This window comes from Pararobbsia alpina, assembly GCF_965118125.1.
Lineage (GTDB): Bacteria > Pseudomonadota > Gammaproteobacteria > Burkholderiales > Burkholderiaceae > Pararobbsia > Pararobbsia alpina_A.
The window spans coordinates 2,718,236-2,730,587 of the sequence record NZ_OZ221287.1; the positions used below are offsets into that span (position 1 = coordinate 2,718,236).

Sequence of the window (12,352 nt, forward strand, 5' to 3'; positions counted from 1 at the left end):
CGTGCTCGGGGTGCTCGCGGCCTTTCACGCGATCGCGAACGCGCGCACCTCGCAGGGAGCCATCGCCTGGGCCGTCGCGCTCATCGCGATGCCCTACCTCACGGTCATCCCGTATCTGTTTCTCGGCAGCAGCCGGTTCGCCGGCTATGTCGATGCGCGCCGGCTCGGCAACCAGCGCATGCGCACGCAGGCGCGCGATGCGCACTGGGCGGGGCATGCCGATGATGGTGGTTACGCCGCAGCCCAGTTGGGCACCAACGCGGCGCGTGCGATGACGTTTCTCGCGGACATGCCGTTTGTCGCCGGCAACTCCGTGACCCTGCTCGTCAACGGCCGGGCGACTTTCGATGCGATCTTCGACGCGATCGACAAGGCCGAGCACTACATCGCGTTCCAGTTCTTTATCGTGCGCGACGACCCGCTCGGATGGACGCTGCGCGACAAGCTGATCGCGCGTGCGGCCGCCGGCGTCAAGATCTACTTTCTGTACGACGGCATCGGCTCATACGATCTGTCGCGCAGCTACGTAGCGAGCCTGCGTGAAGGCGGCGTTGACGTCCGCGAATTCTCCACGCGCAAGTTCATCAATCGCTTTCAGATCAATTTCCGCAACCATCGAAAGATCGTCGTGGTCGATGGCTTGCGAGCGTTTATTGGCGGCCACAACGTCGGTGTCGAATACCTGGGTGAGAAGCCACCGCTTTCGCCTTGGCGTGATACCCATATCGAGTTGCGCGGCCCCGCTGTCGCGAACGTGCAGTTCGCGTTTCTCGAAGACTGGTACTGGGTCACGCAGCGGCTTCCCGATTTTCAGGTGCAGCCCGTCGTCGCAGCTGAAGTGGCGGAACGGCTCGCCGAGAAAGATGAGACCGTCGCGCACGACGTGCGGATCAGCGACTTCGATCTCGACAGCGACACCGCTGCCGACGAACATTTCGCGGCGCAGTCCGCGGCATCGGGCACGCTACGGCAAACCGAAACGCATGCGCAGGTCACCCCGCTGATTCGCGGCCCACGGCCGGAGCCTTCGCCGCCGATCGATACCCGGCTCAGGGACGACGACGATATTCAACGCGTCGTGCCGCTGCCACCGCCCGTGCCGCCGCATGAGCCGCGCAAGCCCGGTTATCGACCGGGTGCGCCGAATATGCGCTGCCAGGTCATTGCGACGGGTCCGGCGGACCGACAGGAAACGGCCTCGCTGTTTTTTGTCGAAGCGATCAATTCGGCGCGTCACCGTATCTGGATCACGACGCCTTATTTCATTCCGGACGAAGCCGTGTCTGCGGCGCTGCGTCTGGCCGTGATGCGTGGCGTCGATGTCCGGATCATGATTCCCTCACGACGCGATCACTTCGTCGTGTTCGAAGCCTCGATGATCCACGCGCACGAAGCGCTCAAAGCCGGGATCCGGATCTATCGATACCGGCCCGGCTTCCTGCACCAGAAAGTCATGCTGATCGACGACCGCGCCGCATCGGTGGGCACAGCCAATCTAGACAACCGCTCGTTCCGCCTCAACTTCGAGCTGATCGTGCTGGCTGTCGACCGCGACTTCGCGTCCAAGGTCGAAGCGATGCTCGCCGAGGACTTCGCGCATTGCTTCGAGATCGACCGGACCGAGTACTCGAGCGCGCCGGCATGGCGCCGGCTCACGATGACGATTGCGAGATTGTTTTCGCCGATTCTCTAGGCCCATGCGGCGCAGCAGAAGCTGCTGACCGCGGACACGCAAGCGCGTTGCGCAGCCCGGCGGTCGCATCACAGTGGTCACATCGCAGCCGTCACACCAGCACGCTCAAACCTTAGAGCAACTTTTCGATGTCTTTCTCGATCGCGTCAGGCTTGGTCATCGGAGCATAACGTTCCTTGACCGCCCCGCTGCGATCAACCAGAAACTTCGTGAAATTCCACTTGATCGACTCAATACCGAGCACGCCCGGCGCCTGATCCTTGAGGAATTTATAGAGCGGGTGCGCGCCGTCGCCATTGACCTCGATCTTGTCGAACATCTGGAACGTCACGCCGTAGTTCTTCTCGCAGAACGCGCCGATTTGCGCAGCATCGCCGGGCTCCTGCTTGCCGAACTGGTTGCACGGAAACCCGAGAATCTCGAGACCGTTGGCACCGAATTTCTCATGCAGTTTCTGCAAGCCTTCGTATTGCGGGGTGAAGCCGCATTCACTGGCCGTGTTGACGATCAACAAAACCTTGCCGCGATAGCGTTCAAGAGGCACGGGCGTGCCGTCGAGTGCATTCGCCGAAAACGAGTAGATCTGATCCATCGATGGATTCCTTATCGGTCGTGGGTCACGAAGACCCCTACAATAGCGCTTTTCGCATTTTCCTCGACGTCGTGATCCGGTTCAATCAGGTTTCTCTCGCTCGCGGCACCAAGCCGCTGTTCGACAACGCAAGCTTCACGCTGAATCCCGCCGAAAAGGTCGGGCTCGTCGGCGCCAATGGGGCGGGCAAGTCGACGCTGTTCGCCATGCTGCGCGACCAGCTGCATCCCGACGGGGGCGACCTGCAGTTTCCGCCGACCTGGCGCGTCGCGCACGTCGCGCAGGAAACGCCGGCGGTTGAGCGCAGCGCGCTCGACTACACGCTCGACGGCGATGTCGTGCTGCGCGATGCGGAAGCGCGGATCGCGGCCGCGTCGGCAGCGCACGACGGCCATGCCGAAGGCGAAGCGCATGCGGCATTCGCCGATGCGGATGGTTATACAGCGCCCGCGCGCGCCGAATCACTGCTGCTCGGCCTCGGCTTCACGCTCGAACAGACTCGCGCAAGCGTCGCGTCGTTTTCGGGCGGATGGCGCATGCGCCTCAACCTCGCGCAGGCGCTGATGTGCCCGTCCGATTTGCTGCTGCTCGACGAACCGACCAATCACCTGGACCTCGATGCAATCGTCTGGCTCGAGGATTGGCTGCGCCGCTACCCCGGCACGCTCGTCGTGATCTCGCACGATCGCGAGTTTCTCGACGCCGTTTGCAACGTGACGCTGCATATCGAGAACCTGCAGGTCAAACGTTACGGCGGCAATTACACACAGTTCGAAATCCTGCGTGCGCAGCAGCTTGCGCTTCAACAGAACGCGTACGAGAAGCAGCAGCGCACGATTGCGCATCTGCAGAGCTTCGTCGACCGGTTCAAGGCCAAGGCGACGAAGGCCCGTCAGGCTCAGAGCCGCGTCAAGGCGCTCGAACGCATGGAACTGATCGCGCCGGCGCACGCGGCATCGCCGTTCACGTTTGAATTCCGTGAACCCGACGCGGCGCCGAATCCGATGCTGACGCTTGAATCCGTGCGATGCGGCTATCGGCCCGGCGGTCCGTCGGGCGAGCCCGAGGGCACGGAAGACGCCACCGTGCATGCGGACGGACACGGCGGCGGTGGCGCTGAGTTGGCCCATGACACGCCGGGCGGGTCGACGCAGCCAAGCGCTTCGGCTTCAGCTTCGGCTTCGGGATCGGAATCAGGATCGGGATCGGGCAACGCGACCAACGGCGGTGCTCGCGGCAAAACCGGCTACGCCCTCGCCCGCCCAGGCGATATCGTGATCGTCGACGGCGTCACGCTCTCCGTGCAGAACGGACAACGTATCGGCCTGCTCGGTGCAAACGGCCAAGGCAAGTCGACGCTGATCAAGACGCTCGCAGGTGTGCTCCCTTCGCTGGCAGGCACCGTGCGTCCCGGCAAGGGTCTGCAGATCGGCTATTTCGCGCAGCATCAGGTCGAGACCCTGCGCCATGACGATTCGCCGCTCGCGCATCTCGCGCGACTGGCGCCGGACACGCGCGAACAGGAACTCCGTGATTTTCTCGGTGGCTTCAACTTTCGGGGCGATATGGCCAGCGCGCCGATCGCGCCGTTCTCGGGCGGCGAGAAAGCGCGCCTCGCGTTAGCACTGATCATCTGGCAGAAACCGAACTTGCTGCTGCTCGACGAACCGACGAACCACCTGGATCTCGAAACGCGCCATGCACTGACGATGGCGCTCGCGCAGTTCGAAGGCACACTAATTGTCGTCTCGCACGACCGGCATTTGCTGCGTGCGACAACCGACCAGTTTCTGCTGGTCGCGAACCACCGCCTTCAGCCCTTCGACGGCGACCTCGACGACTATCGTGACTGGCTGCTTGAACATGCTGCCGACAAGCGCACGCAAACCACCGCAGCCGCGACCGGCGAAGCGTCGCAAGACGGCTCGGGCGTACCGGGCGCCGTCGTCGATCGCAAGGAACAGAAGCGGCTTGAAGCCGAAGCGCGGCAAAAGCTCGCGCAGCAACGCAAGCCTCTGCAAAACAAGCTCACGAAGCTCGAAGCCGAACTCGACAAGCTCAGCGCAGAAAAGGCGAAGCTCGATGCTTTCGTCGCCGACCCTGAGAGCTATGATGCCGCGCGCAAGGCCGAACTGACTGACGCGCTGCGCAAGCAAGCCGACGTGACCGCGAAGCTCGAACAAGTCGAAGCCGACTGGCTCGATATCCAGGAACAGCTGGAAGCGCTCGGCGCGAGTTGAGGCAGAGAAGCGGGCAGCGTGGCGTGTCGTCGCTTCAGGTCACGCACACGCGAACGACGCGTCCGCACCACTGTGCGGACGCGAAGGCCGTTACTCGAGTTCCCGGACCCTATCGATCGCGTGCTCGATACGATCGACCGCGATCACCTTCAAGCCATCGATCGGCTGCTTCGGCGCGTTGGCCTTCGGAATCAACGCCACGCTGAAGCCGAGCTTCGCGGCTTCCTTGAGACGATCCTGCCCACGCGGCGACGGCCGGATTTCGCCAGCCAGGCCGACTTCACCGAACACAACGAGGCCCTTCGTCAGCGGCTTGTTGCGCATCGACGAATGAATCGCGAGCAGCACGGCCAGGTCGGCCGCCGGCTCGGCGATCTTGACGCCGCCGACCGCGTTGAGAAACACGTCCTGATCGAAGCACGCGATGCCTGCATGTCGGTGCAAGACGGCGAGCAGCATCGCGAGCCGGTTCTGCTCGAGGCCCACGGCGAGCCGCCGCGGGTTGGGCACTTGTGCCGCGTCAACCAGCGCCTGCACTTCGACGAGCAGAGGCCGCGTGCCCTCCTGCGTCACGAGCACGCACGAACCCGCAACCTGCTGCTCATGCTGCGACAGGAACAAGGCCGACGGGTTGGCAACGCCGCGCAGACCCTTGTCGGTCATCGCGAACACGCCAAGCTCATTGACCGCGCCGAAGCGGTTCTTGATCGCGCGCACAAGGCGATAGGACGAGTGCGTATCGCCTTCGAAATACAGCACGGTATCGACGATGTGCTCGAGCACGCGCGGCCCCGCTAACGCGCCCTCCTTTGTCACGTGGCCGACCATGATGATCGTCACCCCGAGCTGCTTCGCCACACGGGTGAGCTGCGCCGCGCACTCACGAACCTGCGCGACCGACCCCGGCGCCGACGTCAACGCATCGGAGTAGATCGTCTGGATCGAGTCGATCACGGCGATATCGGGCCGCTCGGCATCAATCGTCGCCTGAATCCGTTCAAGCTGAATCTCGGCAAGCAAGGCGAGCTCCGACGCGCCCGACCCCGTTTCGGTCAGACCGAGCCGCTGCGCACGCAACGCGATCTGCGCGCCCGACTCTTCGCCGCTCACGTAGAGCGTCTTGCGGTCACGCGCCATCGCCGCCAGCGACTGAAGCAAGAGCGTCGACTTACCGATACCCGGGTCCCCGCCGATCAGCACAACCCCACCCGGCACAAGACCACCGCCGAGCACGCGATCGAACTCACCCACGCCCGTCGTGAAACGCGGCACGTCCGACGCTTCGATCTCCGCGAGCTTGCGCACGGGCGACCGCTGGGCGAGCGATTGAAACCGGTGTCCGCTTGCCGCGGCTTCGCCGACCGTTTCAACCAGGGTGTTCCATTCATTACAGGACGGGCATTGCCCCGACCACTTCGGCTGCTGCGCGCCACATGCGCTGCAGACGTACATCGTCTTGCTTTTGGCCATCGGCTCGGTATCGTGTTTTCGTTATCGCTCAGTCCGCGCGGACCGGCACGCGCTGGGCCACCGCGCACATGAGTTCATATCCGACGGTATCGCTCGCCCGGGCGACATCGTCGATCGGAATGGTCGGTCCCCACAGTTCGACATGCGCACCGATGCCCGCATCGGGGACCGGCGTCAGGTCGACCGTCACCATGTCCATCGACACCCGTCCGACGGTCCGCGTGCGAACGCCGTTGACCGCGACAGGCGTGCCCGTTGGCGCATGACGCGGGTAGCCGTCGGCGTAGCCGCAGGCGATCACGCCCAGGCGCATCGGCGCGTCGGCCGTAAAGCGCGACCCGTAACCGACCGTATCGCCCGGGCGCAGCGTCTGCGTGCCGATGATCTCGGTCGTCAGTGTCATTGTCGGCTGCAGGCCGCTCGATGCGATATCCGCATAGACACCCGAAGGCGACCCGCCGTACAAAATGATGCCCGGGCGGATCCAGTCGAAGTGTGTCGACGGATGCCACAGGGTCGCAGCGGAATTCGCCACGCTGCGCATCCCGGCGATCCCGTCGACGCCGCGTTCGAACGCCATCATCTGATGGTCAACACCCCGTTCGCCGTCTGCATCCGAGAAGTGGGTCATCAGAACAATCTGACCCACCGAGTTCGAGCTCCGCGCGCGCTCCCACGCCACCCGGTATTTTTCGGGCGTGTAACCGAGACGGTTCATCCCGGTGTTCATCTTGAGCTGGATATTGAGCGGACGCGACAGCCGCGCCATCTCGATCATGCGCAGCTGATCGTCACAATGGACAGTTGTCGTCAGACTGTATCGATCGACAATATCGAGATCGGACGGCTTGAAGAACCCTTCGAGCAGCAGGATCGGCCCTGCCCAGCCGAGTTCGCGCAGCCTGACGGCCTCATCGAGGTCGAGCAAGCCGAAGCCATCGGTCGCGCGAAGACCGGGGAACGCTCGCGCCAGACCATGGCCATAAGCATTGGCCTTCACAACGGCCCATACTTTCGAGTGAGGAGCAGCGCGACGTGCGACAGCCAGATTGTTCGCAAGCGCGGCGGTATGAACGGTGGCGGAAATTGGACGCGGCATGAACGGCTTATTAATAAAGGCTTTCGCTAGTCGGAACTTCTCTATTTTCATGTTATAAAGCCGGGCACACAACCCTTGCCAGACAGGATATGCCGGCTCGCCGGCGTCGATGCAGCGCCGGCCCCCGTGGATTGCAAACGCACAGGATGAAAAAAGGCTTTTACACCATTATGGCGGCGCAGTTTTTCTCTTCGCTCGCCGACAATGCGTTGCTCATCGCTGCGATTGCACTTTTGTTCGATCTGCAGTCCCCGCAGTGGATGACTCCCCTGCTCAAGCTGTTCTTTGTACTGTCCTACGTCGTCCTTGCCGCCTTTGTTGGCGCGTTCGCGGACTCCCGGCCAAAGGGTCGAGTGATGTTTCTTACGAACACGATCAAGGTCGTCGGCTGCATCACCATGCTCGCCGGCGCACACCCCTTGATCGCTTACGGCATTGTCGGCTTCGGCGCGGCGGCGTACTCGCCGGCCAAATACGGCATCTTGACGGAGCTGCTGCCACCGGAACGCCTCGTTGCAGCGAACAGCTGGATCGAAGGCACCACGGTCAGCTCGATCATTCTGGGCACCGTCTGCGGCGGTGCGCTGATCAGCCCCCATGTCGCTCACAAGCTGTTGCTGCCCTATCTGCCGGCCGGCCTGACACCGGCGCATGCGGCCATCATCGTCATCACGGGCATGTACGTGATTGCGGCGCTGTTCAATCTCGGCATCCCCGACACCGGCGCACGCTACCCACGCCAGCAGCATGGTCCCATGCGTCTGATTTCGGACTTTGCCGATTGTTTCAATGCGCTATGGCGTGACCGGCTCGGACAAATCTCACTGGCGGTGACGACCCTCCTTTGGGGCGCAGGTGCAACGCTTCAGTTCATCGTGCTCGAATGGGCCAAAAGCTCGCTGGGCCTGTCTCTCTCCGAAGGCACCGTGCTCCAGGCATTTGTCGCCGTGGGTGTTGCAGTCGGCGCCATGGTCGCCGCGGCCAAGGTCCCTCTGAAGCGTTCACTGAGCGTGCTGCCCGCGGGCATCGTGATGGGCGGCGCGGTCATGCTGATGGCGTTCTATAGCAAAGACCTGTTCCCGCCCGACTGGGTTGTCACGATAGGTCGCTTCCACCAACCGGTCTATATGCTGATCGCCTATGCGTTCCTGACGTTTATCGGTGCGCTATCCGGCTTCTTCGTGGTGCCCATGAACGCACTGCTCCAGCATCGCGGTCACTTGCTCCTCTCGGCGGGTCATTCGATCGCCGTTCAGAATTTCAATGAGAATCTGTCGATTCTCGTCATGCTCTGCCTCTATACCCTGCTCGTGCGTCTCGATGTGCCCGTCACAATCGTGATCGTGCTGTTCAGCCTGTTCGTCATGATCTCGATGGCATTGATCATGCGGCTGCATCATCGAAACAACCAGCGCAAGGGCGATGCGATTTCGCTGCTGGGCGACGAGTTCCGTTGATTCGTTGATCCGGACACCCTGTCCGGCTCTCGCTGATTCGCCCCTCGCCGGGCGAATCTCCCTCCCGACGACCGTATTGAGTTGAACCGTTTGAATACCCACGCTGTGATTCCCAACGTTCTGACCATCGCAGGGTCGGACTCCGGCGGCGGCGCCGGCATCCAGGCCGATCTCAAGGCTTTCTCGGCGCTCGGCGCTTTCGGTGCATCGGCCATCACGGCCCTGACCGCGCAGAACACGCACGGCGTGACCGCGGTTCATGCGCCGCCAGCCGAATTCCTGACCGCTCAGCTCGACGCGGTCTTCAGCGATCTGCGCATCGACGCCGTCAAGCTCGGCATGCTCGCGAACGCGGATCTCGTGCGCGCGGTCGCCGCTGCCCTGCGTCGCTACAAGCCGAAGTACGTCGTGCTCGATACGGTGATGATTTCGAAGAGCGGCCATGCGCTGCTGCTGCCCGATGCCGTTGTGGCGCTACGCGACGAGTTGCTGCCGTTGGCCACGGTCATCACGCCGAACCTGCCCGAAGCGGCCGCCTTGCTCGGCGATCGCGAAGCCTCCGACGAGGACGGCATGCGGGCGCAAGCCACCGCGCTGCGTGCGCTGGGCGCGCAGGCGGTGCTCATCAAGGGTGGTCATCTCGCGGGTGAAGAAAGCCCCGACTGGTTGTTCGACGATCAAGGCGAAGACCGCATCAGCAGCCCGCGCGTGACGACGCGGCACACACACGGCACCGGATGCACGCTGTCGTCGGCCATTGCGGCCCTGCTCGCGCAGACTCACGACCTTCGCGCGGCCGTGCGCGGCGCGAAGGATTACCTCGTGGGCGCGCTCGAACACGCTGACCGGCTCAGTGTCGGGACCGGCATCGGACCCGTGCACCATTTCCATCGGTGGTGGTAAGCCCGCTCCGGGCGCCTCACGGCTTCAGGCCTGTTGGTCTTCAGGTCTTCAGGTATGCGGGTCTGCGGGTCTGCGGGTTTTGGAAACTTCGAGGCGTCGCGGTCCGGCTGTTTCGGCCATTTCCGCGCAATCAGCGTTATTGCAGTGCAATAAGTTGCGATATTCACGTTCCGGCCGCTGAATATCAATACGACGGCGAACCGCCTTTTATCCGGTCGGACCGCCTGCCTAAATAAAATAAATAATTTGATTTATTTAACTTTCATCCCTGAAAGTGAATCAAATCATAGAGTCACGTGAATCAAGGAAAGCCTGCAAAATGCTTTCACAGCCACATCACCACGGTGCCGGCTGCCGCTAGCGGATTATTCAGAAGCCGCGAACGCGAACGCACGGGATTCCCAGTCGTCGGCCACGACAAAGCCGCGTGCGCATTCGAACCATCGGCCGTCGCTCGTTTTCTTCCACGCCGCAATGGCAAACGGATCATCGCGCGTTCGCACTCGTGGCACATACCCTTCTTCGACAGTCGGCGTGAATTCGTGCGCTTCCCTCACCTCGGAATGATTCAATGCGATGACAGCGTGAGCATCGACGACGACCGTCGATTCATCGGCGATCGCCGGCTGTGCAAATGCCGTTGCAATTACCTCGGACAGCGCGGCTTCATCGCAATAACTCAAATCAGGCTGAGCCAGCGGTGAAATCCAGCGCAAACGCGGCAAGCGTGTCCAGCCGTCCGCGCCGATACGCGCGGCGAGTTCGGGCCATTGACTGACCGGCACCCAGAAGCCCGTGCAGATATCCGCCGACAGTCGCGGATCGACATTGATCGCGCGACCCGCGAGCCAATGATCAAAGCGATCAAACAGCCAGCCGCTGACCCACATCTGCGCCTGCCAGGGTCCACGAGGCAACAGCGCTTCATAGTCGGGCCGCCCCGATAGTGGCAATTGATGTTGGATCAGGCGAGTCAGTTTGATGTCGAGACGATCACCGAGCGCAGGACCGACAAACGCCGCAAGCGGATCGTCGAGTCCTTGCGCATCGACATGCAAGTAGCATTTGACGGCCAGCTCCCAATGCAGACGAAGCCCCGCCGGATCTTCCAGCAGGAAGTCACATTCACCGACCGTCTGCTTGTTCAGGCGCAGCGGCAGATTCGCTGCGACGAGGGTATAGGACGACAGCGACGAGATCGCATAGTGAACGAGGCGCTCGGCGTAGTGGCCGACACGACGCGTAGTCAACGGAGCGAGGGTCGCGTGCAGCGGAGCCGGATCCGCGTCGAGCTGATGCAGCGCGCGCAGGACCTCGGTCACATCATCAGGCTCCGGTACCAGCAGCGACCCGAACGCTTGCGTCGAGAACAGACGCGGTGCGAACAACAACCACGCAAGGTCGCGCACGCTCGGATCGTGCAGCGTCGCCAGTGCGTCAGCGAGCGCCGCGACGCGACTCAGGCCGTGACTTTGAGGTAGGTCGCTTGCGCGAGGCAGAGATCGGTCCATGCCTTGCTCTTGTCAGGCAGGCTACGCAATAAGTACGCGGGATGGTAACTGACGATCACCGGCACGCCCTCGTACTCATGGACGCGACCGCGCAGCGACGAAATCGTCGCGTCGCTCTTGAGCAGCGTCTGCGCCGCAAAGCGGCCGAGCGCGACGATCACCTTCGGGCGAATCAGTGCCACTTGCTGTTTCAGAAACGGCTCGCAGCTCGCGACTTCATCGGGCTGCGGATCACGATTGCCGGGCGGGCGGCACTTGATCACATTCGCGATATACACGTTACGCGTGCGATCGAGGCCCAGCGAACGCAACATATTGTCGAGCAGCTTTCCGGCTTGACCAACAAACGGCTCGCCCTGCTTGTCTTCGTTCTCGCCCGGAGCTTCGCCAACGATCAGCCAGTCTGCATGTTCGTCGCCGACGCCGAATACAGTCTGTGTGCGCTTCTCGCACAGACCGCAAGCGGTGCAGCCCGACACGCGCTCCTTGAGCGCAGCGAAATCCAGCGTGGAGACAGCGGGCAATCCGGCGTCGCTCGATACATCGGGTACGGTGACGCGTGCAACGACATGAGCCTCGGTGGCTTCGATGGGCTCCGACTCTTCCGGGGCATCAAACTGCTCCAACGCGCCAGCCGGTTCCGATTGCTCCAACGACTCTGGGCCGTCGGACTCGAAAGCGTCGGCTGTGGCGTGGCGCACGGGTGCCGACGCATCGGGAGACCGAACTTCACGTCGTTCAGAAGTCACTTCTTCGTTAGCCGACTTGAGTGACGCTACGCGCCCCGCCTCATCATCACGCAAAGCAGTCGCCTGCCCCGGAGCCGATTCGCTCACAAGATCAGCCGTCGCACGGTCGCGCCGCACCCAAAGGGGCGCGAGGCCGAGTTCATCGAGCAGCGCGTCATGCTGCGACATTGCTCGTCTCCTGAGTCAGAGTCAGGCGCATCACGATCGCGTCTTCACGCTTTCGTTGAGCAGCCGGGTAATAGTTGCGGCGACGGCCGATGGCGACGAAGCCGAAGCGTTCATACAAGCGCACGGCGCGCTGATTCGACGGCCGCACTTCGAGCAGCATGCTGAACAGCTTCTCGGCGCGCGTGATGCGTACGGCGTCGTTGAGCAAAGCGAGGCCAACACCCCGCCCTTGCGAAGCCGGCGCCACACACAGATTCAGCAGATGCATTTCATCGACGACCGGCATCAGCACGCAATAACCGATCAGCGAACCGTGGACATCGCGCATGCATAAACCGAGGTAGCCGTTGCGCAGCGCGTCTTCGAAATTGCCGCGCGTCCAGGGGAATTCGTACGCGACGGATTCCACCGCCGCGACCTCGTCGAGGTCGGCCGGCGTCATCCGCGAAATATATCGGTAGCTTAGTTCG

At 62.6% G+C, this 12,352-nt stretch carries 10 protein-coding genes; 4 read left to right on the plus strand and 6 right to left on the minus strand.

Features of this window, described 5'->3' with window-relative positions; translation table 11 throughout:
* Position 1: 1 nt before the first annotated feature.
* A complete protein-coding gene (locus ACMFWR_RS11785; protein ID WP_413194867.1) occupies positions 2-1,693 on the plus strand; it encodes a cardiolipin synthase in 1,692 nt (563 codons plus the stop codon).
* A 112-nt stretch (positions 1,694-1,805) separates the two neighbouring features.
* On the opposite strand, the gene ACMFWR_RS11790 is transcribed toward ACMFWR_RS11785, so the two are convergent.
* Positions 1,806-2,285, minus strand: a complete 480-nt coding sequence (locus tag ACMFWR_RS11790; RefSeq protein WP_413191849.1) for a glutathione peroxidase — start codon at positions 2,283-2,285, stop codon at positions 1,806-1,808.
* A 71-nt stretch (positions 2,286-2,356) separates the two neighbouring features.
* Between ACMFWR_RS11790 and ACMFWR_RS11795 the strand changes: the two genes are divergently transcribed.
* Positions 2,357-4,525, plus strand: coding sequence for an ATP-binding cassette domain-containing protein (locus tag ACMFWR_RS11795; protein ID WP_413194868.1), 2,169 nt, complete (start codon positions 2,357-2,359; stop codon positions 4,523-4,525).
* A gap of 90 nt (positions 4,526-4,615) precedes the next feature.
* Here the strand turns inward: ACMFWR_RS11795 and radA are convergent, their stop codons facing one another.
* Positions 4,616-5,995: a DNA repair protein RadA gene (gene radA, locus ACMFWR_RS11800; RefSeq protein WP_413191850.1), complete on the minus strand. Its 1,380-nt coding sequence runs from the start codon at positions 5,993-5,995 to the stop codon at positions 4,616-4,618.
* A gap of 28 nt (positions 5,996-6,023) precedes the next feature.
* Positions 6,024-7,094, minus strand: coding sequence for an alanine racemase (gene alr, locus ACMFWR_RS11805; RefSeq protein ID WP_413191851.1), 1,071 nt, complete (start codon positions 7,092-7,094; stop codon positions 6,024-6,026).
* A 146-nt stretch (positions 7,095-7,240) separates the two neighbouring features.
* Here alr and lplT point away from each other — a divergent pair, with 146 nt between their 5' ends.
* Together lplT and thiD are read left to right on the plus strand one after the other, a co-directional pair.
* On the plus strand, positions 7,241-8,551 hold the full coding sequence (gene lplT / locus ACMFWR_RS11810) for a lysophospholipid transporter LplT (RefSeq protein ID WP_413191852.1): 1,311 nt from the start codon (positions 7,241-7,243) through the stop codon (positions 8,549-8,551).
* 90 nt (positions 8,552-8,641) lie between these two features.
* Positions 8,642-9,454, plus strand: a complete 813-nt coding sequence (thiD, locus tag ACMFWR_RS11815) for a bifunctional hydroxymethylpyrimidine kinase/phosphomethylpyrimidine kinase (RefSeq protein WP_413191853.1) — start codon at positions 8,642-8,644, stop codon at positions 9,452-9,454.
* A 365-nt stretch (positions 9,455-9,819) separates the two neighbouring features.
* Here the strand turns inward: thiD and ACMFWR_RS11820 are convergent, their stop codons facing one another.
* Genes ACMFWR_RS11820 through rimI form a run of 3 tightly spaced genes read right to left on the minus strand, consistent with a single transcriptional unit; the run spans position 9,820 to position 12,324 of the window.
* The gene (locus tag ACMFWR_RS11820; protein ID WP_413191854.1) at positions 9,820-10,965 is read right to left on the minus strand and encodes a DUF1853 family protein; all 1,146 of its coding nucleotides are present in this window, start codon (positions 10,963-10,965) and stop codon (positions 9,820-9,822) included.
* Entirely contained in the window at positions 10,914-11,882 is a 969-nt protein-coding gene (locus ACMFWR_RS11825; protein ID WP_413191855.1) for a uracil-DNA glycosylase, read from the minus strand. Before ACMFWR_RS11825 ends, ACMFWR_RS11820 begins: the two co-directional genes overlap by 52 nt.
* Complete coding sequence (gene rimI, locus ACMFWR_RS11830; protein ID WP_413194869.1) at positions 11,869-12,324, minus strand: ribosomal protein S18-alanine N-acetyltransferase; 456 nt, start codon at positions 12,322-12,324, stop codon at positions 11,869-11,871. The genes ACMFWR_RS11825 and rimI overlap by 14 nt, the downstream gene beginning before the upstream one ends.
* Between the last annotated feature and the right edge of the window lie 28 nt (positions 12,325-12,352).